Below are 23,215 nucleotides of genomic sequence, written 5' to 3'. Positions count from 1 at the left end.
ACGGCACCGCGGCCCGACCAGCCGCCACACCGGTTCGACCACTCGCCCGATGCGCGAGCACCCGCGAGCCACGATCCGTCCCAGGACGGCCCACCCATGCCATGCGGCCACCACCCGCCACGCGATCCCCGGATATGCCAGTCCAGGCCAGTAGGTGACCCACCGCGCCCAGGACCGCCGAACCAGCGTTGCCACCCGACCCAACGCCAGCCGCCACCACGGCAGCCCCGTCCGCACAATCACCACTCGCGAGCGAACGGGGGTGCGACCGCCTTGCGACCGCACCCACTGCCGCCTCACTGGTCACCGCCCAGGAAGCTCTCAGCGGTGTAAGACTCCTGCGCATAGGCATCGGCCACTTCGGCGGCCTTGAATGCCTCCACCGCGATCTGCCGATACAGCCACGCCCCACGCCGCCGGTCGGTGGCGAAGTACTCCAACTCCTCGCCCAGGTACCCCAGGTGAAAAAGCCTGCTCTGAAGGTCTTCCCAGCGTTCCACGATCGAGTCCCGTCTTCTGGTTTCGATCCGGCGTATTCACCGGCCCGTGAAACCAAGTAAACGGTTCGACCAACACCCATTTGATGAAATGCGCGCATGACTCCTATGCGCGACAGGCTTCGCGCATTTCTGTCGCACGCATACCCGCTATGCGCGGCCCACATCCAGTCCGAGCGTCCGAAGCAAAGCGCCGAAAGAACTCGACAGCGAATCCAACGCTAGTCGCCCCTTGTCCGCAGTGGCCAACGACGGACGACCGATGATCCCAGACTTCGTATACCCGCCCATCCCTACCGCGTGCAGATACGGCCGATCCGATGCGTCAAAATCGGCATCCCGATATCCCGGCCGTACAACCTCGGGATGCGCGTGCAACAGGATCGAGGTTTCCCACTCACCACCATGCATGTCCTCATGCGCCGACGTCGCCATCCCTGCGGCCCGTCGGGCAGTGTCGACGTCATCGCTTCCGGGGAACAAGCCCAGCACAGGGCCGTTCACGTTGGCTTCCTGCGCGATGTTGGACAGCACGTAATTGCCGCCGTGTCCGTTCACCATCACCAACTTGTGCACCCCGGACCGGGCCAACGATGCCCGGATATCACCAATCATCGTAATCAAAGTCCCGGCGCTGATGCTCACCGTTCCCGCGAACCCCTCATGCTCATGCGAGCACGACATGGTGATGGGAGGAAGACAGAACAAGCCGTAGTCAACGGCAACTCTCCGAGAAATGGTCTCAGCGATGATGGCATCCGTCGCCAACGGCAAATGCCCGCCGTGTTGCTCGAAACTCCCGACGGGAAGAACCGCGACCGACGCGCCGCGTTCCGCTTCTTCTTCCGCCGTGGCACCGGCAAACATAGACACCCTCGTTCGTCGCCCTAATTGAACCGCAAAGATGCTACCAGCCGATCAATCTGCCGGGATTCCTCCACCGCCCCCTGAGCCGCCAACACCCCCGACACGCGCCCGAGTTGCGCCTGAATCCGAGCCGACCGCGTTTCCATCGCTATGACAGTGGAATTGCGTGCCACCTGCGCCGCGTACTCGGGCTGTCCGTCCATCGCGTGCGCCAGCGACAACCGTGCGAGGCACAGCCCCAAGTCCCGCCGGAACTCCGGCTGCCACTCGCTCAACCCCTTCCACAGCGACCCGATGGCGTCGTGCGGCCTGCCCAGCTCCACCCAGCAGTGCGCCGCCTCCATCTCCAGATACTCAGGGGTGCAGTAGTGCCCCAAGTCCATCTCGGAGTCCGGTGTCCGAGCTGCCAGCGCGAACGCCTGCTCCAGTGCGTGAGCACACGCCACGTCGTTGCCCTGTTGGGCGTAAGCGTGCGCCTGCTGGCGCAGCGCCAAGGCACGCAACCGGGGAGACAAGGACTCAGCTTCCCTCAGCGCGGAGTTCGCCAGCCTCAGCGCCAACTCACTGCGACCCGCATCGGTTGCGATGTTGCTGCGCCGCATCAGAATGTAGGACTTCGACTCGCCGTCATCAGCCTCGTCGGCGAAGTCGAAAGCCGTCGCCGACGACTGCATCGCGTTCACGACGTCCCCGGTGTCCTGATACACCCACCCCGCGAACTCCGCGTACCGAGCGCCCACCCGCAACAGCGCCCGCCGATCCCTCCCCCTGGACTTCTCCAACAGCGACTCGATGAACCGGAGCTGCGGCGGCACTACGTCCAACAGCGAGTGCGGCCCCGCGAGGTTGTCCGTACTCGCGTAGTGGTCCAACGTCCGCAGCAGCGTGTCCGCCATGGCCGAACCGGTCGGGGCACTGGCAGCGGGCACCACCGGCCCACCCGGCAACGCCAACACGTCCTCAGCGCGCGGCATCGGGATCGCACTGTGGTCATCCGGCAGCGAGAACCACAGCAGTTCCGCAGGCATCCGCAGCGCCCGCGCGTAGTGGATCAACTTGTCCAACGCTTCAACCCGGTTGCGCCCGGACTCGATCCTGCTCAACTGCGACTGGGTGACAGTCCCCAGCCACCGAGCCACCGTCTCCTGCGGTAACGGCTTGTGCCCGTGAGCGGGGTGGTACCGGTACGCCCGGACGACCGCGCCCATCTCCCGCGTGGCGAAGGCGTCCCGCATTTGATCAGTCGCCCAGAACGCCATGCCCAGCTTCGGCGCGTGGTCGGTCCCCACGCCGCTCACCTGACGGCACGGAGCGCACATGCTCGTCTGGCTGTCCCGCGCGAGCCTGCCGCCGCACTTCATGCAGTACCGGCCGCTCATCCCTCCCCCTAGCCGGGCGCGCATACCCGCCCCGTCCCGTACAGCGTTTCAACCCCTCAACCTCCACCATAACCCCAGGTCGAGCCCTGTATGACTTCCACGCATAAAAATCATGCGCCCGTGTCGATAGAAGCCCTTTACCCAGCCCACCACTGTCAGGAGGTGAAACACCCGAACCACCCAGCCAGAACAGGCCGCACATGCCCCAAGACCGGCAGTTCGTCCGTGACTACCGAACCGCCTTGGCCCTGACACTCACCACCCTCCGCACCACCACCGAAACCAGCATCCGTGACCTCTCCGACGCCACCGGCGTCCCAGAACCAACACTTCGCAGCTACGAGAAAGCAACAACCCAACCCACTCTCTCTCGACTCCTGACCATCGCCACCGCGTGCGATACCACCCCTTTCGCCATCCTGCTCACCACCGCCGAGTACATCACTCGCGCTCACGGTTATCCACCCATCACGCAAACAATCCAGTCACCCATCCGCCAACACCTCCACGCCCTGCTTTTCTACTGCGGTATCACTCCTTCTGAAATTTTCAATTACGACCGGAGCGACCACTGATGAGACCTAAAAAGATCATCACTCCACTCGCGCGGCTACACATACCGCAACCGCCAACCATCGTGCCAACAACTCTCATCGCACAACTCCAAGCCGTCCTCACCACGGCAGACCAAATCCGATATGCGCTCGAAGTCGGAGGCCTGAACCCCGCAGAAGTCGAACGGCTCGAAGCCCTCGAACCCTGCGTTCTCACCACCTGCCACGAACTCCTCGCTCAACAACTCACCCGGACCAAACGGTGACCTCAAACGACGAAGACGAACCGCCCACCCAAATGTACTCACTCCCCGGAAACCTGCTCGACCTTCTGATCTACCCCCCAAAAATTCTCAACAATTTCGCTGACAACACCGCCACCTTGGAGTACGTGGCCCTATTCGGCATCGCTCTCAATGACACCACCACGTGCCTCCGCTGGCTCCTCGACCACCGCGACACCCCCAAAGCCCGAGAACTCTTCGAGGCGTTCACTCTTGCCGAATTCAAGGCAGAAAGCACATGAACTCAACAAAACTCCGCGTCCCCTACATTACCTCTTGGTCAGCAGAAGCCACCACCACAGCCCCCCACCTCATCCAACTCCCCAACAAACGAGGCATTGCCTACCCCGACGAAACCATCGGCGACCGCGACTCCCGAGGCATCCTCTGGGCACGCACCCCACTGGCCCAAGGCCAAGGCACTCCCGAATTCGGTCAAGTCCACTCTGCCCGCCAACGCCGCGCAATGCGCAAGCTTCTTTGCCAAGTCTGCGCCAACCCCGCCGACCACAACCCCGACGGCATCCTCTGGGTCCTTCCCGACCACCGCACCGACTGGCCGAACTGGCCCAACGGCATGGGCATTACCGAACCACCCATCTGCACCCCCTGTCTCAACCTCTCCACCCGTGCCTGCCCCGCTCTCCGCCACGGCCACGCCATCATCCGCGCCGCCCACGCACCCCTCGCAGGCGTGCAAGGCGGTCTCTACACCCCCACACCCATTGGCCCCCGCCCCCAATCCCCAGACCCCCAAATCCTGCACTACGACAGCCCCCGCCTCCTCTGGCTCCTCGCCTTCCATCTCGTTCGCGAACTCACAGAAACCACCGTCCTAAACCCCTAACCCTCAGTCCGACAGGACACCTCATGCCCATAGCCCACCGCCTGACCCCCAGCAACAAACTCGCCACCACCCCCCACGTCCGCATTTACCACCACGGCCACACCTTCCGCCTTGCCAAAGGTGACACCCACATCGCCGTTTTCCACGGCACTGTCATCGAACAACACCGCCACCTGATCATCCGGGACCACCTTCCTTCAGGTCCAATCGTTGAAGGGCCTCAAATACCTATAACGGTTATCCGCACTTCACCGGGTCACCATTGGGCTGATATCGCCTCGCTTTATTCGATCATCAAACAGTGGGAAGCGGTTCGCTCAGCAATCTGATTTCAATCGAATGTCGCAATAATCCATAACCTGCGATGTGTCCATACGGACCCGTCCCGTATAGTGTAACGCTGAGGTGATGTCCATGTTCCGCTATAAGCATTGGATGGCTATAATTGCCTTGTACATCCTTGGAGTATTCCTGATCCGCCGTACAACCCGGGGATGCAAAGACCTACGCGGGCACGATCGGCCTTGGTCCCAACAGGAAAGTGATGGCATGGGTGACGACAGCAATACGGGTCCAGCCATCGGCAGGAGACCTCTACGGGAACAGGCCCGGAAAGAAGTGGCCGAGATTGAAAGATCTACCCGATGGTACGGCTGGATCTACAAGATCTTGAAACTGTTCTTGCACAAACGAATTCGACATATCGTGCCGACCAAGATTCGCGAGCTTGTGGTCTACTATATAAACGTTCTCTATCAATACCATGAGCACGATGTGCAAGTACACATCGCACCAGAAGATCAGAACAGATACCTTCCAAACGAAGACGAGCACATCGAACTCTCCCATGCATGGGTGGTGGAGATTGTTTCGCCATCCACATTGGAAGAATTTATCGAAAAAGTAGAGCGTCAGAAACTTGATTCCAACTCACTGCTTCTTGGTGTACGGGAAAATACTCGTGAACGCATGGTCGACGCGCGCTCGGGGCAAGGCTACACCCAATGGTCAATTGGTACAGTAGTTGCAGAGAACGTTACGACCTACTATCCTGATAGTGTACGGCGCAGAATCCCCATAGAGTTTGTCTCAATACATCTTACAGCGGTGCATCTGGGGACAGGGCTCACGGCGATTATCGGCGATTTTCAGGTGTCCGCTGAGCATAAAAAGAAGATTGATGTGCTCTGGCACCAAGCGCACAAGCCCGAAATAATCCACAACAATAATGGGTTTATTCGCGCAGAGGACGGCGAATGGACCTTCTACAGAAAGAACCAGGAGAAGAGAAAAGCTCTGCACGACGAAGCTCGCAGATGGTTTTCGGAGTATTGTCCCGGCTTTTTCTCATCGAAAAGTAGGCCGCAACTTGTTCTTGATTTAATGCTCACAGATAAATTCGACCCGCTGACACCTCGTGTGACCAAGACTGGCATCGAGAGTTCTTTGAGGGCTGTAGGGCTAACTGAGTATACTTCGCGAATTACGACTTCCAAGTCCCTCCCCGGGCTAACCTTTGAAGAAACGAGCCATATCCTGTGCAGGGTGTTTGATCGAACTCCTACTTGGTCGCTATGGGGACAGCATAATCATGCCAAGGATGAGTTTCATGGAGAAGTTCACTTGTACGGTGGAACGCTTGCCAACGCGATATCTCATCGCGCCGGAAAGACTATTTTCGCATTCCTGGTGCAGAAGGCAACGCTGGAGATGGTTGCGGTTCTGGAAAGTGAGTACGCGGAGTTACGTGACACGGCTCGACGTCGTCACGGCAAGTTTCGTTCAAAAGACTTGCGCAGTGTCCGTACCAGTCTACTCTCTCTGAATTTGGACCTAACAAGTCTCAGACAAGACATTGACGAGATCTATCACTCCACGGAGCGCTACGACCTGAAAATTGATCTAACCCTGGATTTGTCTCCAAATCTAAAAGCGGGAGATGAAAGACTGGACAGAACTCCGTTTGAGCCAATAGATATCACACATTTCGACCGTAAGCTTCAAAAAGATGCGATTGCACGTCTTATACAAATAGACAAAGATTTTCGAGAAACTCTAATGACCGCCTCCTCTCTGGGTGCTTCAATCGATACTTTTAAGGTGTCGAGACTTGCCCTGGCGGTCTCCGCATTGTCATTGGTTGTAGCAACCTTGACTATTTTAGCCGCAGAGTACAAGACTGAAACGGTGTTTAGCCACGTGCGCGATTGGCTCTTTGGTCTATTCTAGACCACTTCTAACCTTGGTCCACTCCATCGACTGATTGGCCTACATTTCGGATTCCGAACGATGACTACCGGTCTGGGTTCCACCTCGTTGTGGCCACGTCAGGATGCACAACACTGCTAGCAGCGGATGCGATCGCGGTGAGTGCTCATAGGCTCGGCAAGGTGAGGCGTGTAGCTAGTGCGTGCCTCCCGCCTCGGACACTTCTCAGTGGGGAATCCGCACAGTTTTGCGTGCTGTACCGAGTGGCACTTTGACACCCGTTTCGGGCTGATCCACCCCGTTCGGGGGTGGTCGTGGTGAGCCCTGATGTGATCCCGCCGTCGGGTTTGCCTCCGAGTCCTGCCCCGTTGTCCCGGCCGGTGCCCGCTGTGGCGGTGTCCGGTGGGGTGGGTCGGCGTACCCCGTTGGTGGCGGTGGCGCAGCCGCGGACGAGTCCGCTGGTCTACGCGATGGCGGCGTTGGACTTCAACAGTGGTGTGAGTTGCGGGACGATGCTGGGCGCCCTGGGGTGGGAGGGTGACACCCGGCTCACCGTCCGCGAGGTCGACGGGCTGGTGGTGTTTACCGCCGATCCCGGCGGTGAACACAACTTGGTCGGGCTTCGTCGGGTGCGGTTGCCGTCGTCGTCGCGGCGACGGTTGGCGGTGCGCCGGGGCGATCAGTTGCTGTTGATCGCCGATTCGTCGTCCGCGACGTTGACCCTGTATTCGCCCGCCGTGGTCGCGGATGTGGTCGCGGCCGCCCACCGGGCGGTGGGCGGCCGCGACCGGGGAACGGCGGGCGGGCACGCTGATGTATGCGATGTCGGCGGTGGACGCGCAGGGGCGGGGTCTCAGAAGGACACCGACCGTGCCCACGCCCGCCTGCGCGGCCCCGGCGCCCAACTCAAGAGCGCGTCCTGCGCGAAGTCCGCGTCAGCCCAAGCCGCGTCGGTGGACTGGCCAAAGCCATTCACGTGCTCCAGAACCATGAACCACAGCAGGGTTAAAGGTGAACTGGTGCACGAGGCGCGTGTGGGCTATCCCGCTGGCGTTTCCCGCCCGGCATAGGTCTTGAGTTTTCGCGGGAGGTCGATTCTGCAGGCCACGTGTGGGTTCGTCTGACCGAGGGAGGTGCGGTGGGCGGTGATGAGCACTGCGTGCCAGTCGGCGGTGCTCGAGCGCATCGAGCACCGCCGCAGCCGGAGCAAGGCGAGCACACTCCACCAGATCGCTGCCGATGGCACCAAGCCGTCGAGCTGCACCCGAGCCGCGCGCCACCTCGAACCCGGTGGACATGGCGGGATGACCTCAATCACCAGGCCTGTCACCGTTGACCAGCAGGGTCTGCCCCCTACCCGGAACTGCGGGACCGCCCGCGCGGGCGGGCAGCCGGTGCAGGTCCTCCCCGCCACCAGCACCCGCCCGGCCCGCGGCTTGGCGATCCCGGCCAGCGCGCGCAGCAGCGTCGACTTGCCGCTGCCGTTGGGTCCGACGACGCCGACGACCTACCCGGCCGCGAGGTCGAGGGCCACCTCGGTGAGCATGGTCCGACGGCCGATGGCGCAGGTCAGCGCCACCGCCTCGATGCCGCTCACGAGCCGAACCGGTAGCGGTGCCTGCCCAGCAGCGCGAGGAAGGCCGGGGCGCCGATGAGCCCGAAGACCACGCTCAGCGGGATCTCCGTGGGACACACAGCGATGCGGATGACCACGTCGACCCACACCAGGAACACCGCCCCGAGCACGGCCGCGACCGGCAGCAGCGCGCGGTGCCGCGGCCCGACGAGCAGCCGGGCGGCGTGCGGGACGACCAACCCGACGAACCCGATGCCGCCGGAGACCGCGACCAGCACGCCGACCAGGACGCCCAGCGCCACGAACAGGGTGATTCGCACCTGCCGCACGGGGACGCGACCGCCGAGGCGGTCTCCGGCCCGATCAGCAGCGCGTCGAGCCACCGGCTGCCCAGGAGCATCAGCACCCCGACCACCGCCACGATGGCGGCTGGGAGGACCAACTGCTGCCACCCCGCGCCCGCGAGGCTGCCCAGCAGCCAGAGCCGCGGCCGGGTTGGGGCTGCGGAAGACGAGGAAGCCGGCCAGCGCGGAGAACGCCGAGCCGAGCACGGTGCCGGTCAGCACCAGCCGCAGCGGGGTCAGCCCGCCCTGAGCGGTGGCCAAGCCGAACACGACCAGCGCCGCCGTCAGCGCCCCGGCGAGCGCGCCCGCGGTCAGGGCGTAGCCGCCCGCGGAGGCGAACAGCCCCATGGTGAGCACCGCCGAGGCGCCCACCCCGGCGCCGGAGGACACGCCGAGCAGGTACGGGTCGGCGAGCAGGTTGAGCACCAGGGTCTGCACGCCAACGCCAGCCCGGCGGCCACCAGGACGGCCAGCAGCACCCGGGGGCGCGGAACTGCCGGACGATCGTGTCCGAGACCAGGGCGGTGGTGGCGCAGCCGCAGGTGCGGGCCCGGAGCACCCGGGCCACCGAGCCGAGGGGGAGCTGCTGCGCGCCGAAGGCGGTGAACACCACGACGCTCAGGCCGAGCAGCGCCACCAGGACGAGGACGGTGGCGCCGACGCGCAACCTCACCGGGGAGGCGCTGGGCAGCGGGAACCGCGGTCGTTGTCCATCAGCGTCTCCTCGGGGCTGGCGCGGCCCGGGTGCACAGCGACAGCGAGAGGTCTGGCTCCCGGTCGTCTTCGACGACCGGTCACAGTGGCGCGACCGCTCCGGTTTCCCACCGGATTCCCTCGGCTGTCGGCGACAGCACAAGCACGCCCCCGCGCCCGCCCCGCACCCCGTCGCCCCGGTTCACGGTCGGTGAAGACAAGAGCTCGGTTCAGCCAGGGACCTGGGTCGACAGCGCGAGGAGCACGAAGACGACCAGGACCACGAGCGTGAGGCTGAACGCGAGGCCCACCAGCCCCGCGATTCCGGCGCCGCGGGCGGCCGACCGGCTGGGCTCGGGCAGGAACCGGCCTCAGCCGAAGCCGGTGAGCGCGGTCGCCAGCGAGACGGCGGTGTGGGCGGCGAAGTACGCGTCCGCGAGCGCGCCCCCCGCGTGGGCGATCAGCAGGGCCACCTGCGGTGCGGCGCCGACCAGGAACCCGGTGGCGGTCGGCCGGGTGGACGGCGTCGGGGCGGAGTGGTGAACGGCTGTGCTTTCCGCATACCCAGCGTCGCGGCGCGGGGGCGGTGGCCCCATCCGCAGGACTGCTCAGCCGCGGTTCGGCAGGTTCGTGATCCCGACGGCCATCATGACCGCCAGCGCGATTCCCAGCGAGAAGCGGCGGACCTCTTGCGCCGGGGTGAGCGCGGCCAACAGGCCCACGACGACGGCGACCCCGGCGCCGGTCGTGGCCACGTCTCGGTGCTTGCCGCGAACGCCCATGCGCCCAGTCTGCTGGGGGTCGACCGAGTCGGCGGGTCAGAAGTGGACGCGAACGGTGGAAAGGACAATCGCCACCGCGACTACCGGAGTGGCGGTCGGCAGCGGGTGGTCCGACCCGGTGGGATGACTGGCCCACCGTGGTTCAATAGATTCGTTTTGTTACTTTTGCCCAGTTCAGGGAGGGACTCGGCGTGTCGGGGAGCACCGTGGTGCGAACGCCCAGGCGGGTGGCGTTCGCGAGCGCGATCGGGACGACGATCGAGTGGTACGACTTCTACCTCTACGCCACGGCCTCAGCGCTGGTGTTCAACAAGGTGTTCTTCTCCTCGGTCGACCCGGCGACCGGGACGCTGGCGGCGTTCGCGACGTTCGCGGCCGGGTTCGGCGCGCGGCCGATCGGCGCGGTGGTCGCCGGGCACCTCGGCGACCGGATCGGGCGCAAGGCCGTCCTGGTCGGCGCGCTGCTGCTGATGGGCGGCGCGAGCACGCTGATCGGCCTGCTGCCCACCTACGCCACGATCGGCATGCTCGCGCCTGCGCTGCTGGTCGTCCTGCGGACGCTGCAGGGGCTCGCGGTCGGCGCGGAGTGGGGCGGGGCGGCGATCCTGACCGTCGAGCACGCGCCGCCGGGCAGGCGCGGCTGGTTCGGCGGCTTCACCCAGATCGGCTCCCCGGCGGGCATGCTGCTGGCGACGGGCGTGTTCTGGATCACCCGGACGGCAGCCGGGCCCGAGGCGTTCCTGGCGTGGGCGTGGCGGCTCCCCTTCCTGCTCAGCGTCGTCCTGGTCGGCGTCGGCCTGGCGGTGCGGTTGCGGCTGCGGGACGCTCCGGAGTTCCAGCGGTTGCGCGACCAGGGCGGGGTCGCCCGCCTGCCGGTCCTGGAGGTGCTGCGCGCGGCGCCGGTCCCGGTCCTGCTGACGACGGGCCTGCGGCTGTCGCAGATCGGCCTCTACGTCATGCTCACCACCTACGGCCTCAGCTACATCTCGGCCAACCTCGGCGAGGACAGCGATGCAGGCCTGATCGCGGTGGTGGTGTCCTCAGCCGTGTCGATCGGCACGACCCTGGTGTGGGGCGGGCTCACCGACAGGTTCGGGCGCAAGCGGCCCTACCTGTTCGGAGCCGTGGGCGCCGTCGCCGCGCTGGCGTTGTTCTTCCTCGCCGTCGACACCGGGTCCACCGTGCTCATCGTGCTGGCGGTGGTGCTGGCCACGAGCGTGTTCTTCGACGCGATGGCCGCCGGGCAGCCCGCCTGGTTCTCCGAGCTGTTCCCGCTGCACCTGCGCTACAGCGGGGTGTCGCTGGGCTACCAGATCGGGTCGGTGCTCGCGGGCGGGTTCACGCCGCTGATCGCCGCGGCGCTGGTGCTGGCGGGCGACGGGCGGCCGTGGTGGGTGCTGCTGTACTACGCGGGTCTGGCGGCGGTGACGATCACGTGTGCCGCGCTGGCCCGGGAGACGGCGTTCGAGGAGCAGCTCGACCGGACCTGACCAGCAGGGCCAGCCCCGCGCCGAGCGCGGCGACCACCCCCAGCGCGGTGAACAGCGACTCGACGCCCGACCCGGCCGCCACGAGCAGCCCGACGACCAGCGGCCCGGCGATCCCGCCGAGCCGCCCGAAGCCGGTGCACCAGGCCACGCCCGCCCCGCGCACGGCGGTGGGGAACGTGGCGGTGGCCAGCCCGATCACCAGGATCTGCGTCCCGGTCGTGCCCAGCCCCACGACCGCGACCAGCACCGGCACCACGGCGGCGGGGGGCTGCGAGCCGATGAGGAGCATGCCCGCGCCGCCGAGCCCGAAGCAGCCCGCCACCACCCGCCGGGGCCCGAACCGCTCCGCCAGCGGCGAGGCCAGCAGCGCCCCGACGACCGCGCCGCCGTTGAGCACCAGCAGCAGCACCAGCGACCCGCGCGAGCCGAACCCGGACCGCCCCATCAGCTCCGGCAGCCACGTGCTCAGCGCGAACACCAGCAGCAGCCCGATCCCGCTCACCACGCCGAGCAGCACCGCGGGCAGCAGCGTCGGACCGGTGAACAACCCGGCGAACCCGGACCGCCCCCGCTCCCGCCCGCGCCACGCGGGCGACTCCGGCAGCCGCCACCACGCCAGCGGCAGCAACACCACCAGCGGCAGCGCCCCGATCCAGAACAGCCCCCGCCAACCGATCGTGTCCAACAGGGACAGTGCGGCGACCGTGCCGAGGACGCTGCCGAGCGGGATGCCGCAGTAGGCGACCGTCGTGCAGAGCTGCCCGCGCCCCGGCGGCGCCAGCTCGGACACCAGCACCCCGGTCGTCGCCACGACGACCCCGATCCCGATGCCGGTCACCAGCCGCCAAGCCCCGAACGCCTGCGTCGACGAGGTCAGCGCGGTCGCGCCCATGCCCACGGAGAACCACGCGTACCCGCCCAGCAGCACCGGCCGCCGCCCCCACCGGTCCGACACCGCGCCCGCGGCGAGCGCACCGACCAGCACCCCGATGAGCGCGTAGCTGCCCAGCGCACCGGCCGCCGCGGGGGTCAGCGCCCCGATCTCGCCTGGCGAGCGCAGGAACAGTGGCACCAGCGCGCCGTAGACGACCAGGTCGTACCCGTCGAACACCAGCCCGGCCGCGCCCAGCGCGACCGGCCAGGCCAGGCCGTTCCTCACGCGCCCCACCGCACCGGCAGCGCGGCCAGGTTGAGGTGGCGACCGTTGGCGTAGTGCCTGCGCACGGGCCCGTCGAGGGTCATCGGCGGCGCGGCGGCCAGCTCGTCGAGCACGGCCACGATCTGCCTGCGGCCGAGCTGGGCGCCCAGGCAGAAGTGGATGCCCTGGCCCAGCGACAGGTGCCGGGCCGGGCCCCGGTCGAGCCGGAACGCCTCCGGGTCGTCGAACCGCTCGGGGTCGCGGTTGGCCGCGCCCACGGCCAAGAGCACCCGCGACCCGGCCGGGATGGTCGTGCGCCCCACCTCGACCTCGCGCGTGGTGACCCGGCTGCCGTGGTCGACGGGCGCGTCCAGCCGCAGCGACTCGTCGACGGCGGCCGGGCGGGCGCCCGGGTCCCGCGCGAGCCGGGCGGCCAGGTCCGGGTCCTGGGCCAGGCGCCAGAGCAGGTGCCCGGTGGTGTTCATCGTGGTCTCGTGCCCGGCGATGGCGAACGCGACGAGCATGACCCGCAGCTGCTCGTCGGTGACCGGCGCGCCGTCGACCTCGGTGCGGACCAGCTCGGCCAGGTAGGTGCCGTCGTGGTCGCGGCGGGCGCGGGCGATCTCGGCGTCGAGCAGGGCGGCGAACTGCGGCCAGAACTGCCCGCCGGTGGCCATCCTCGACCACGTGGTGCGGGTCAGCTCCAGGATCTCGCTGCGGGCGGCGTCGGAGAACCCGATGGTGGTGGCCAGCACCGCCAGCGGCAGCGTGGTCGTCAGCTCCGCCACCAGGTCCGCCGACCCGCGCGCCACCAACGGCCGCACGACCTCGGCCGCGAGCCGGTCGATGCGCGGCTCCACCGCGCGCACCGCCGCCGCGGCCAGCGCCGGGCGCATCAGCGAGCGGAACGCGGTGTGCTCGGGCGGGTCGTACTCCAGCGGCGCGAACCTGGGCTGGTCGGCGCCGCGTGGGAAGAACACGCCCTGCGCCGACGAGAACGTCCCGTGGTCCTTGAGCGCGTCGAACACGTGCCGGTAGCGGGCCAGGACCCACACGCCGCCGTGCGCCGCGGAGTGCACGGGTTCGCCGACCTCGCGCAGCCGCCGGTGCACGGCCACGGCCACCTCGGGGGTGAACTCGGGGTCGTGGTGGTCGAAGCGCGCGACGAGCCGGTCGACGGCGCCGCTCACGCGGGTCGCTCCACGACCACAGCCGTCCAGGTGTACCCGCCGCCGCCGTTGAAGACCGCGGCCTTCTCCCCCGGGCCGAGCAGGGTGGTCAGGTCGGCGAGGTTGGCGAGCAGGTCGCCCGCGCCCAGGTGCCCGGTGTGCTCGCCGCGGTCGAGGACCTCGGCGGTGGTGATCTCGCCGAACACCGGCCGGTACAGCTCGTAGGTCAGCCGCCCGATCCGGGGCAGCAGCAGGTGGCGCAGGTCGTCGAGGGCGACGCCCGCGCGCTCGGCGGCCTCGGTGACGACCCGCTTGGCCTTGCCGGTGGCGGTGTCGGTGAACGCCTCGCGGGTGTGGGCGGCGAAGAACGCCTTCTTGGTGCGGGCCAGGTCGATCGGGGCGCCCTGGTCGTAGCGGCCGGTGCTGAACGGGTCGTCGCCGCGGTGCATGCCCTCCAGCCGCGGGGCCGAGGCGCTGGCGATCCCGAGCAGGCGCAGCGCGTCCGCGGGCCCGGGCGCGGCGGCCAGGACCATCGCGGTGCCCGCGTCGGCGTGCACCAGGCCGCGGTCGGAGCGCCAGCGGTCGAAGCCGGGCAGGCAGAAGCGGTCGCCGGTGGTCACCACGGCCAAGCCGTCCTGGTGGGCGTGCAGCCAGCTCGCGGCGAGCTCGGTCGCCGCGGCCCCGCCGTTGGACAACTGCCGGACGCCGACGGGGAGCGCGTCGCCAGCGCCGACCTGGTCGGCGATGTAGTGCGGGGGCGACCACAGGTCGTGGCCCTGGTACTCGGTCCAGGCGTGCAGCAGCAGCCCGACCCGCGCGGGGTCCACACCGGACTCGGCCAGCGCGGCTCGGGCCGCGTTGGCGGCGAGGACGGGACCGGGCAGGTCGGGTCCGGCGACGGGGATGGACGAGTAGCCGGACCGCTCGAGGTCCTGCTCGGTCATCCGGCCGTCGGCCAGGGCCTCGGCCAGGGTCTCGCGGGTGTCGGGCAGCCAGGTCGAGACGGCGCGGACGCAGATCACGGGTCCTCCTCGCGGTGCGGCGGGAACACGATGTCGAGCGGGTCGGACCCGGCGGGCAGGTGCTCGTCGGTGACCCACCGGACCAGGCGGCGGGCGGGCTCGAACCCGTCCTGCGGCAGCGCCGGGTGCACGCTGACCGCGCAGCCCAGCTCGACCGTGCGCTGCACCCCGACCAGCGGGAGCACCTCGCGCAGCCGGTGGCGCAGGGCTGCCGGGTACACCCCGACCGTCTGGGTGGCGGCGTCGAGGTGCCGGGCGGCGTCCTCGGCGGTCTCGACGGGGACGATGTTGGCCACCCGCCCGGCCAGCGACCCGGCGAAGCCGACCGGCTCGTCGAGGTGCGAGACGATCACCGCGCCCTCGTCGGCCTCGCCGCCGACGACGGTGTGGAAGCCGCCCGCGCGCAGCGCGCGCAGGCAGGCCCGCAGCTCGGTGTCGATCCGCCCCGCCGCGGTGGACACGGTGGGCGGCAGCTCTCGCAGTTCCGCGTAGACGCGGCGGGCGAGGTCTTCGGCGGCCCCGGTGTCGCACACGGCGTAGACGACCCGGGCGTTCACGCAGCCGACCTGGTTGAACGCGCCCACGTCCAGTGCCAGCCTGCGGGCGACGTCGTCGAGCGCGGCAGGCTCGAACGCCTCCGGGCCGAGGATGGTGGCGCTGCGCTTGGGGTCGAAGGTGACCAGCTCCAGGCCCGGCTCCAGGTAGCGCACGACGTGCTTGACCGAGGCCATCCCGCCCCAGGCCACGATCTTGTCGAACGCGGCCGGGTGGTAGAGCCGCCGTTCCAGCGCCTCGTCGCCGCCCTTCCAGTAGGCCACCGACACCGCGCGGGTCAGTGGGTGGCCCGGGGCCATGTCGATCATCGTGCGGACCAGCGCGACCATCGTCAGCGGGTCGTTGGACGGGGTCTTGACAACCGCCTCGCCGCGCGTGACGGCCGTGCGGACCAGGGTCATGGCCGCGATCAGCGGGCTGTTGCCCGCGATGACGTGCGCGGACCGCACGCCGAACGCGTGCACCGCGCCGACGCGGCCGTCCGCCATCCGCCGCTCGGGCCAGCCGGTCAGCACGTCACGACCGATCGCGGCGACGACCTCCTCGGTGGCCTCGCGGGCGAACAGGCCGGGCAGCAGCCGGTGGTTCGAGCGGACCAGCCCCGGCGGGGTGTCGGCGAGCCCGGCCGACCGCTCGACCGCCTCGTCCAGGTACTCGTTGTCGACGAGCCTGGCCCCCAGCTCGGCCAGGTAGTCGAGGACCTCGTCGAGGTCGAGCGCGGCGAGTTCCCGGCTCAGCGCCAGGTTCCGCCTCCCCAGGCGTGGCACGACCGCGGCCGGGTCGGCGACGGCGAAGCCGGTCTCGCCGCGACCGCCGAACTCGACCAGCGGGCCCTCGACCAGCTCGCCGCGGACGACGGCGGGGACCGCCAGGGCCATCAGGACCCCCCGCTCAGGTGGTCCAGGGCGGCGCGGTGGGCGGAGTCGGTCGCCGCGCAGTTGATCTTGTCGACGTCGCCGACGTCCTTGAGCCGCCGGATGCCGTCGTGCACCTGCGGGGTGGACCGCCCGCACGCGCAGGGCTCGTAGGCGACCGTGATCCGGTCCTCGGACCGGAAGCCGCCCCAGTGGGTGCGGGCGAGCAGGTCGAAGAACGCGCCCCGCCCGGTCTGGGTGCCGGTGCGCGGCAGCGGCTCGTCGGTGGCCGGGTCGAGGACGAACGCGACCGTCCACGGCTCCAGGTGGTAGCGGCCCTCGCCGCACATCGGGTGCAGCGCGGTGGTCTCGGTCATCGCGTAGATGTGCTGCAAGCGGTCGGCCCCGGTGAACCGCAGCACCCGGTCCTGCCAGTCGTCGGGCATGTGCGCGCCCTTGGTGCCCCCGCCCGGCTCGATGAGCGAGTCGGCGGCGAACAGGCCGTCGAGGCCGCGGTCGAGCCCGGCCGTCGCCACCTGGTGCAGCGTGTTCCAGGTGTTCATCAGGTACACGCGCCGCCCGCGCAGGGTGTCGGCGAGGCGCTCGACGAACCCGGGCATGGCCGCCTCGGACTCGCGGCGCAGCACCTCGAACTCCTCGCGGCGGGCCAGCAGGCCCGGGTCGGCGTCGACGTCCTCGCCGCGGGCGCGGGCGGCGGCGATCTGCCCGGCGAGCAGCATGACGTCGGCGCTCATCCGTCCCGGGTGCATGGCGTGCACGTTGTCCTCACCGCCCGCCACGTGCTCGGCGAGGGCGTCGGCGCAGCGCATGATGCCGCTGCGGCCCCCGCGGATCATCGGCCACACCACCGGCACCGGGTCGCCGCCGCCGCGCACCCTGGCACCGACGACGGAGAACATGGCGTCGACCTCGCTGTGGGTGTGCGGGACGAACGACATGGTGCCCGAGGTGACCGACGAGTGCTGGACCCGCAGGTCGGTGCTGGCGTCCAGGTCGGCGAGCCAGTCGTCGATGGAGGTCGCCGCCGACGCCCGCGCGCCGGAGAGGTCCACTGTGGTCAGTCGGCTGAGCCAGCCGGTGAGCACGTCGAACCGCTTGCGGCGCAGCAGCGAGGCCGGGTAGGACTTGTAGACCTCCGGTGAGAACAGCAGCGGGATCGCGTCGCCGAGGGTCTCGATCGCCTCGACGCCGGTGTCGGCCACCATGGCGTCGAGCACCGCCAGCCCGCCGCGCAGGTCGGCGAACCGCCGCCGCAGGGCCGCAAGCTGCAGGTCGGCCAGCTCGGTCTGCCCGAGCCGGTGCAGCGCGCGGTAGTCCCCGCCCGCCCAGGCCAGCGGGTCGTCGGCGAAGAGCTCCTCGGTGGTCGCGGTCTGACTGCTCACGTGTCGTGTCCTTCCGGTGGTGCGACCCTGCTCGCCAGGTGGGCGCCGATGGCGGCGGTGGTCGGGTGGTTCCACAGCAGGGTGGGCGCGAGCGCGACCCCGGTCAGCCGCTCGAGCCGGACCCGCAGCACCGCGCCGAGCAGCGAGTCGACCCCCTGCTCGCCGAGCGCGGCGTCGGCGTCGAGGGAGTCCGGGTCGACGCCGAGGACCGCCGCGGCGCACGCGGTCGCGCGCGCGGTCAGCTCGACGGTCAGGTCGGCGCCCGTGAGCCCGGTCCAGCTCGGCGCGTCGCCGTCCTCCGCCGGGGGGTCGATCTCCAGCGCGGCCAGCAGCGGCGGGCGCGGGCCGGGGTGGTCGGTGCGGACGGGCAGCACCGCGACCGGCCCGCCGCCGAGGTCGTGCCGGGCGGCCAGGACCCGGTCGAGCGCGGCCAGCGACCGCTCCGGGGTGAGGTCGGCGCTGCCGCGCGCGTCCAACTCGACGTCGGTGGCGGCGGCCGAGGTCGCCATGCCCAGCCCCCGCCAGGAGGTCCAGGCGATGGACACGCACCCGGTGTCGCCCCGCGCGCGGCGCTGGGCGGCCAGCGCGTCCAGGAAGCCGTTCGCGGCGGCGTAGGCGGCCTGGCCGGGCAGGCCGAGCAGCGGTCCGACCGAGGAGAACAGGACCAGGAAGTCCAGCTCCGGGAACAGCTCGTCGACGACCTTCGCGCCCTCGACCTTGGCGTGCAACACCACCCGCAGGTCGTCCTCGGACAGCTCGACCGCCGGGGCGCTGCGCACCTGGCCCGCGGCGTGCACGACGCCCCGGACCGGCGGCACGGGCAGGGCGGCCAGCGCGGCGCGCACGGCCGCGGGGTCGGTGACGTCGGCGGCGACCGCGAACACCGTGGCCCCGGCCCCCTCGATGGCCCGCACGGCGCGCACCACCGGGTCGTCCTCGGCGGCCCCGCGCGGGGGCAGCGGGGTGCGGCCGAGCAGCACGAGCCTGCGCGCGCCGCGCTCGGCCAGGTGCGCGGCGACCGCGAGGCCGACCGCGCCGAGGCCGCCGGTCACCAGGTAGGTGCCGTCCGGGCGGCACGCGGGCGCGGCGCCGGACGAGCGGCCCAGCGGCACGGCCCTGGGAGCCGTGGCGCCCCCGGTGTCGAGGGTGAGCACCGGCTCGGCGCCGGGACGGGTCAGGTGCCGCAGCAGCCGGGGCGCGGCGTCGGGGGTGCGCAGGTCGAGCACGCCGCCGAAGGTGTCGGGGTGCTCGGTGGCCAGGACCCGGCCGACCGCGGTGATGTGCCCGCCGCCGACGGCCCAGACCCGCTGGCCCGGCCGGGCATCGCGGACCGCCCGGATGAGCGCCAGCGTCGACTCCGCGGGGTCCTGGCCGGTCGGGACCAGGACGTGCGCGGCGTCGACGGCGATCTCCGCGCCCGCCGCCCGCAGCGCGGCGGCCAGCCCGGGGTCGGCGACGGCCACCCGGCGGACCGCGTCGGCGGGGTCGTCGACCGGGGTCGGGCGGATGTCGAAGACGGTCTCGCCCAGCTCCGGCCGGGACTCGGCCGCACCCTCGGGCTCGGCGTAGCGCAGGCCGGTCAGCCGCGCCAGCGGCACGCCGTCCTCACCGAGCACCTCGACGTCGACGGTGAACGGCCGGTCCCGGTCGAGCGCGGCGACGACCACGGCCCGGTCCGGCGCGGTCCCGGCGACGGCGAGGGTGTCCAGGGACGCGGGCATGCGCAGCGCGGGCGGCCCGTCGAAGACGACCGACGCGGTGGACAGCGCGGCGTCGAGCAGCGAGGCCCAGCCCCGGTGGCGCAGCACGCCCTCGGGGTCGGCGTCGACCTCGGCGACCAGCAGGCCCTCGCCCCTGGTCAGCTTGTCGACCCGCCACGGGAAGCCCATCGCGGCCACGCCCAGCTCGGCCAGCCGGTCGACGACGCCCGCGGCGTCCACCGGCTCGTCGGCGTCCCGGTCGAGCACCCGGCGCGGCTCGGCGTCCAGGGCGCGGGCCGAGGAGTGCACCACCCAGTCGCCGCCGGGCAGCCGGGAGGCGATGCGCAGCGCCGTGCCCTCGCGGACGACCTGCAGCTCGCGTGCGGGATCGTCCTCGCCGGGGACGACAACGGGCCGGTGGAGCTCCACATCGGACAGACCGGTGGCTCCCCCGGCCGCCAGGTAGGTGAGCAGCGTGACAGCGGCGGGGACGATCTCGGTGCCCAGCACCGGGTGGCTGCCGGGGTAGGGGCGGGTGCGGGTGTGCAGCGTCGTGGTCCACATCCTGGCGGCGACGCCGTGCACGTCGGTGCCCGCGCCGAGCAGGGTGTTCGGCGGTCCCGGCCGGGTCGGCGACGGGCGCTCGACCCAAAAACGGCTGTGCTGCCAGGCGACCCCAGGCAGCCGCACCCGCCTGCCCGCTGGGATGTCGAGGTCCACGCGCACGCCCCGGCAGTGCAGCGCGGCGGCGGCCGACGACAGCATCGCGGCCTCGGGCCGGTCGCGGCGCAGGCTGGGGACCACAGCGCCGTCCGTGACGCCCTCGGCCGCCAGGGTCTCGGTGATCGAGTGCGCGACGACGGGGTGGGCGGAGACCTCGAGGAACGTGCGGTGCCCGTCGGCGACGGCCGCCTGGACGGCCTGGGCGAACCGGACGGGGTCGCGCAGGTTGGCCGCCCAGTAGGCGGCGTCCTGCGGGTGGCCGCCGCGCGGGTCGGCCAGCGCGGTCGTGTACAGGGTGGTCCCCGGCCGCGCCGGGGTCAGGTCGGCGACGGCGACGGCCAGTTCCCTGGCGAGGTCGCGCATGTGGTCGGTGTGGAACGCGACGTCCGAGTCCACCCGGCGCACGGTCCGCCCGGCGGCGGTCAGCGCCGCCGCGGCCAGGGCGACGGCGTCGGCGTCACCGGCGGCGACGGTGGAGTGCGGGGAGGCGGAGATCGCGGCGGTGACGCCCGCGAAGTCGGCGACGGCCTCGGCGCACTCGTCGAAACCCAGGTCCACCAGGAACATCGCGCCCCGGCCCTGCGCGCGCGGCAGCAGCGCGGACCGCCTGCACACCAGCCGGGCGCCCTGGGCCTCGGTCAGCGACCCGGCGGTCACCGCCGCCGCGATCTCGCCGACCGAGTGCCCGATGACCGCCGCCGGGCGCAGCCCCCGCGCCCGCCAGGAGGCGGCCAGCCCCAGTTGCACCGCGCACAGGGCCGCCTGGACGCGGTCGACCCCGCCCAGGTCGTCGGCGGTGATGACCTCGCGCGGCGTCGTGCCCAACTCGGCCTGGTAGACCGGTCCGAGGCGGTCGATGACCTCGGTGAAGTCGGGGTCGACGTCCAGCAGCCCCCGGCCCATCCCGGCCCACTGCGCGCCGTGCCCGGAGAAGACCCACACGACCCCGCCGTCGCGGGCGGAGCCGGTCACGACCGCGTCCGCGCTCGTGCCCTCGGCGACGGCGGTCAACCCGGCCCGGAGGGCGTCGGTGCCCGCGGCGGTGATCACGGCCCGGTGGCGCAGGTGCGCGCGGGCGGTGGCGAGGGTGAAGGCGGTGTGCGGCAACGGGTTCGCCTCGACGGCGTCAGCCAGCCGACCGGCCTGCGCGCGCAGCGCGGCCGGGGATGCGGCGGACAGGGCGAAGTGCGCGGGCGCGTCCAACTCGGCCGCGGCGGGCGCCGCGAGGGGATCGCCCTCCTCGAGGACGAGGTGGGCGATCGTGCCGCCGTAGCCGTAGCTGGCCACCCCGGCGCGGCGCGGGTGGCCGGGGTCCGGCCAGTCGACGCCCCGCACGACCGGTTCCAGGCCGGATGCCCGCCACGGCACGTCGGAGCGCGGCCGGGTGACCTGCGGGGTGGCGGGGACCCAGCGGTGGCGCAGCGCCAGCACCGCTTTGATCATCCCGGCGACGCCCGCCGCGGCCTCGGTGTGGCCGATGGTGGCCTTCACCGACCCGACCCGGCACACCGGGCGGTCGGCGGGCCGGGCCAGCACGCGGCACAGCGCGCCCGCCTCCACCGGGTCGCCCGCGGGCGTGCCGGTGCCGTGCGCCTCGACGTAGCCGACCGTGGCCGGGTCGACGCCCGCGGCGGCGTAGGCGGCGCGCAGGAGATCGGTCTGGGCGTCGCCGCTGGGGGCCATGATGCCCTCGGTGCGCCCGTCCTGGCGGACCGCGCTGCCGCGGATCACCGCGAGCACGTCGTCGCCGTCGGCACGCGCGTCCGCGAGGCGCTTGAGCACGACGACGCCGCAGCCCTCGCCGCGGCCGTAGCCGTCGGCGGCCTCGTCGAACGGCTTGCTGCGCCCATCGGTCCCCACGGCCCCGGCCTCGGTGAGCACGGCCGTGAGGCCGGGCCCGGTCATCAGCATGACCCCGCCCGCCAGCGCCAGCCGCGTCTCACCCGCCCGCAGCGCCGCGCACGCCGAGTGCACCGCCACCAGCGACGACGAGCACGCCGTGTCCACCGCCACGCTCGGCCCACGCAGGTCGAGCGCGTGCGACACCCGGTTCGGCACCCCGCACGGCGACGCGCCGATGCCGGTCCACGGGGTGATCCCGGGCAGGTCCTCGAGCAGCCTGCGCCCGTAGTCGTCGGTGCCGACGCCGAGGAAGACCGCGGTGTCCGTCCCGGCGAGCGAGGTCGGCGCGACACCCGCGTCCTCCAGCGCCTCCCAGGTGACCTCCAGCGCGGTGCGCTGCTGCGGGTCGAGCTGCTCGGCCTCGCGGGCGGAGATGCCGAAGAACGCCGCGTCGAAGCCGGCGACGTCGTCGCGGAACGACCCGCGGGCCACGACCCGGTCCAGCGCGGCGGCCTGCTCGCGAGACTGCTCGGCGTAGGCGCGCCACCGGTCCGGCGGCACCGGCCCGGCGGTGGTCTCCCCCTCCAGCAGCAGCCGCCACAGGTCGTCGGCGGAGTCCACGCCGCCCGCGAACCGGCAGCCCAGACCCACGACGGCGATCGGGTCGGGGGTCACGGCGCGACACCGACGCACGTCGCGCACGGGCAGTGCGGGCAGCCCTTGGCGTGCAGCTTGACCGGGGCCAGGGCGGTGACCGCGCAGATCAGGCAGGTCAGGTCGCCATCGGGGGCGATGACCTCCTCGTAGGGCACCGGGGCCATCCGGTTCTCGTGGTCGACGGGCATGTGCGGGGAGCCCACGGCCAGGATGACGTGGTCGGTGATGGCGCCAACGGCGTGCGGGACGTCGCCTTCGATGAGGTAGGTCTGTCCGGCGTTGGTCTCGTAGACTCTGCCGCCGTAGGTGATCGTGCCGATGCCGCCGACGACGGTCAGCACGTGGTGGCCGGGGTGGGTGTGCGGCTGGAAGCCGCTGCCCGCGGGCAGCCGGATCAGGTCCGCTCCGATCGCGCCGATCGTGGCCAGCTCCCGGCCGGTCGCGCCGACCGCGCCGTGCATGGCCGAGGGCAGCGGGCCGTGGCCGACGTGCAGGGTGGTGCGTTCGTCGTCGAGTTCGGCGTCCGCCCAGGTGACGATGTTCAGCGCGGGGGCGCCAGCGCGGGGTGGGCGGGTCTCGTGCGGCACAGTGGCTCTCCGTTCTTCGGCGGGGTCGAGCGGGGAGGTGCTGG

The 23,215-nt window shown here is 70.6% G+C and carries 19 protein-coding genes, 2 pseudogenes and 1 riboswitch; of the genes and pseudogenes, 6 read left to right on the top strand and 15 right to left on the bottom strand.

The genetic code is table 11. From position 1 onward, the window contains the following. Nucleotides 1-296 precede the first annotated feature (296 nt). The 3 genes from UO65_RS26930 to UO65_RS26920 all read right to left on the bottom strand — a co-directional run bounded on the left by UO65_RS26930 (nucleotide 297) and on the right by UO65_RS26920 (nucleotide 2,653). On the bottom strand, nucleotides 297-500 hold the full coding sequence (locus UO65_RS26930; protein ID WP_035287849.1) for a hypothetical protein: 204 nt from the start codon (nucleotides 498-500) through the stop codon (nucleotides 297-299). 147 nt (nucleotides 501-647) lie between these two features. Further along, nucleotides 648-1,364, bottom strand: a complete 717-nt coding sequence (locus tag UO65_RS26925) for a creatininase family protein (RefSeq protein ID WP_200873483.1) — start codon at nucleotides 1,362-1,364, stop codon at nucleotides 648-650. A 20-nt stretch (nucleotides 1,365-1,384) separates the two neighbouring features. Beyond that, nucleotides 1,385-2,653, bottom strand: a complete 1,269-nt coding sequence (locus UO65_RS26920) for a helix-turn-helix domain-containing protein (RefSeq protein ID WP_152552304.1) — start codon at nucleotides 2,651-2,653, stop codon at nucleotides 1,385-1,387. Nucleotides 2,654-2,985: 332 nt separating this feature from the next. Here UO65_RS26920 and UO65_RS26915 point away from each other — a divergent pair, with 332 nt between their 5' ends. The 5 genes from UO65_RS26915 (at nucleotide 2,986) to UO65_RS39075 (ending at nucleotide 7,706) form a co-directional block, all read left to right on the top strand. Next, nucleotides 2,986-3,318, top strand: a complete 333-nt coding sequence (locus UO65_RS26915; protein ID WP_161784522.1) for a helix-turn-helix domain-containing protein — start codon at nucleotides 2,986-2,988, stop codon at nucleotides 3,316-3,318. A gap of 241 nt (nucleotides 3,319-3,559) precedes the next feature. After that, nucleotides 3,560-3,823: a hypothetical protein gene (locus tag UO65_RS26905; RefSeq protein ID WP_152552303.1), complete on the top strand. Its 264-nt coding sequence runs from the start codon at nucleotides 3,560-3,562 to the stop codon at nucleotides 3,821-3,823. Nucleotides 3,824-4,451: 628 nt separating this feature from the next. Next, nucleotides 4,452-4,757 carry a hypothetical protein gene (locus UO65_RS36270; protein WP_152552302.1) on the top strand — a complete coding sequence of 102 codons (306 nt, stop codon included), beginning with the start codon at nucleotides 4,452-4,454 and terminating at the stop codon, nucleotides 4,755-4,757. A gap of 220 nt (nucleotides 4,758-4,977) precedes the next feature. Beyond that, complete coding sequence (locus UO65_RS36265) at nucleotides 4,978-6,657, top strand: hypothetical protein (protein ID WP_152552301.1); 1,680 nt, start codon at nucleotides 4,978-4,980, stop codon at nucleotides 6,655-6,657. Between the two features lie 449 nt (nucleotides 6,658-7,106). Further along, on the top strand, nucleotides 7,107-7,706 hold the full coding sequence (locus tag UO65_RS39075) for a hypothetical protein (RefSeq protein ID WP_411431379.1): 600 nt from the start codon (nucleotides 7,107-7,109) through the stop codon (nucleotides 7,704-7,706). On the opposite strand, the pseudogene UO65_RS35105 reads toward UO65_RS39075, so the two are convergent. The 5 genes and pseudogenes from UO65_RS35105 to UO65_RS37015 all read right to left on the bottom strand — a co-directional run. Continuing rightward, nucleotides 7,676-8,134 (bottom strand): annotated as a pseudogene (locus tag UO65_RS35105) (ATP-binding cassette domain-containing protein); the annotation flags it as partial. The gene UO65_RS39075 and the pseudogene UO65_RS35105 sit on opposite strands and share 31 nt — an antisense overlap. Before the next feature lie 95 nt (nucleotides 8,135-8,229). Continuing rightward, nucleotides 8,230-8,490, bottom strand: coding sequence for an iron chelate uptake ABC transporter family permease subunit (locus tag UO65_RS38750; RefSeq protein WP_267880620.1), 261 nt, complete (start codon nucleotides 8,488-8,490; stop codon nucleotides 8,230-8,232). A gap of 276 nt (nucleotides 8,491-8,766) precedes the next feature. Further along, nucleotides 8,767-8,946: pseudogene (locus UO65_RS38745) on the bottom strand (iron ABC transporter permease); the annotation flags it as partial. A gap of 372 nt (nucleotides 8,947-9,318) precedes the next feature. Further along, nucleotides 9,319-9,391: riboswitch (cobalamin riboswitch) on the bottom strand. 229 nt (nucleotides 9,392-9,620) lie between these two features. Further along, on the bottom strand, nucleotides 9,621-9,845 hold the full coding sequence (locus UO65_RS36255; protein WP_152552300.1) for a hypothetical protein: 225 nt from the start codon (nucleotides 9,843-9,845) through the stop codon (nucleotides 9,621-9,623). 12 nt (nucleotides 9,846-9,857) lie between these two features. Further along, complete coding sequence (locus UO65_RS37015) at nucleotides 9,858-10,031, bottom strand: hypothetical protein (RefSeq protein ID WP_161784521.1); 174 nt, start codon at nucleotides 10,029-10,031, stop codon at nucleotides 9,858-9,860. Nucleotides 10,032-10,240: 209 nt separating this feature from the next. On the opposite strand from UO65_RS37015, the gene UO65_RS26890 reads away from it, so the two are divergent. Continuing rightward, the gene (locus UO65_RS26890; protein WP_233427856.1) at nucleotides 10,241-11,521 is read left to right on the top strand and encodes an MFS transporter; all 1,281 of its coding nucleotides are present in this window, start codon (nucleotides 10,241-10,243) and stop codon (nucleotides 11,519-11,521) included. Here the strand turns inward: UO65_RS26890 and UO65_RS26885 are convergent. Genes UO65_RS26885 through UO65_RS26855 form a run of 7 tightly spaced genes read right to left on the bottom strand, consistent with a single transcriptional unit; the run spans nucleotide 11,463 to nucleotide 23,171 of the window. Next, complete coding sequence (locus tag UO65_RS26885) at nucleotides 11,463-12,680, bottom strand: MFS transporter (RefSeq protein WP_052021831.1); 1,218 nt, start codon at nucleotides 12,678-12,680, stop codon at nucleotides 11,463-11,465. The genes UO65_RS26890 and UO65_RS26885 overlap by 59 nt on opposite strands. Next, nucleotides 12,677-13,849, bottom strand: coding sequence for a cytochrome P450 (locus UO65_RS26880; protein ID WP_052021830.1), 1,173 nt, complete (start codon nucleotides 13,847-13,849; stop codon nucleotides 12,677-12,679). The genes UO65_RS26885 and UO65_RS26880 overlap by 4 nt, the downstream gene beginning before the upstream one ends. Continuing rightward, nucleotides 13,846-14,850, bottom strand: coding sequence for a beta-ketoacyl-[acyl-carrier-protein] synthase family protein (locus UO65_RS26875; RefSeq protein ID WP_052021829.1), 1,005 nt, complete (start codon nucleotides 14,848-14,850; stop codon nucleotides 13,846-13,848). The genes UO65_RS26880 and UO65_RS26875 overlap by 4 nt, the downstream gene beginning before the upstream one ends. Further along, nucleotides 14,847-16,283, bottom strand: a complete 1,437-nt coding sequence (locus tag UO65_RS26870) for an acyl-CoA reductase (protein ID WP_035287827.1) — start codon at nucleotides 16,281-16,283, stop codon at nucleotides 14,847-14,849. Before UO65_RS26870 ends, UO65_RS26875 begins: the two co-directional genes overlap by 4 nt. After that, nucleotides 16,283-17,662 carry a phenylacetate--CoA ligase family protein gene (locus UO65_RS26865; protein ID WP_035287824.1) on the bottom strand — a complete coding sequence of 460 codons (1,380 nt, stop codon included), beginning with the start codon at nucleotides 17,660-17,662 and terminating at the stop codon, nucleotides 16,283-16,285. The genes UO65_RS26870 and UO65_RS26865 overlap by 1 nt, the downstream gene beginning before the upstream one ends. Beyond that, nucleotides 17,659-22,602, bottom strand: coding sequence for a type I polyketide synthase (locus tag UO65_RS26860; protein ID WP_035287821.1), 4,944 nt, complete (start codon nucleotides 22,600-22,602; stop codon nucleotides 17,659-17,661). The genes UO65_RS26865 and UO65_RS26860 overlap by 4 nt, the downstream gene beginning before the upstream one ends. Continuing rightward, the gene (locus tag UO65_RS26855; RefSeq protein WP_052021828.1) at nucleotides 22,599-23,171 is read right to left on the bottom strand and encodes a cupin domain-containing protein; all 573 of its coding nucleotides are present in this window, start codon (nucleotides 23,169-23,171) and stop codon (nucleotides 22,599-22,601) included. The genes UO65_RS26860 and UO65_RS26855 overlap by 4 nt, the downstream gene beginning before the upstream one ends. Nucleotides 23,172-23,215: the final 44 nt, after the last annotated feature.

The organism is Actinokineospora spheciospongiae (genome assembly GCF_000564855.1).
GTDB classification, from domain to species: Bacteria; Actinomycetota; Actinomycetes; order Mycobacteriales; family Pseudonocardiaceae; genus Actinokineospora; species Actinokineospora spheciospongiae.
This window is presented reverse-complemented; position numbering and strand designations above follow the sequence as displayed.

Coding starts and splice junctions, on each gene's coding strand:
- UO65_RS39075 (WP_411431379.1), top strand. CDS start 7,107: ATGGCGGCGTTGGACTTCAACAGTGGTGTGAGTTGCGGGACGATGCTG.
- UO65_RS36255 (WP_152552300.1), bottom strand. CDS start 9,845: ATGGGGCCACCGCCCCCGCGCCGCGACGCTGGGTATGCGGAAAGCACA.
- UO65_RS26870 (WP_035287827.1), bottom strand. CDS start 16,283: ATGGCCCTGGCGGTCCCCGCCGTCGTCCGCGGCGAGCTGGTCGAGGGC.
- UO65_RS36265 (WP_152552301.1), top strand. CDS start 4,978: ATGGGTGACGACAGCAATACGGGTCCAGCCATCGGCAGGAGACCTCTA.
- UO65_RS37015 (WP_161784521.1), bottom strand. CDS start 10,031: ATGGGCGTTCGCGGCAAGCACCGAGACGTGGCCACGACCGGCGCCGGG.
- UO65_RS36270 (WP_152552302.1), top strand. CDS start 4,452: ATGCCCATAGCCCACCGCCTGACCCCCAGCAACAAACTCGCCACCACC.
- UO65_RS26925 (WP_200873483.1), bottom strand. CDS start 1,364: ATGTTTGCCGGTGCCACGGCGGAAGAAGAAGCGGAACGCGGCGCGTCG.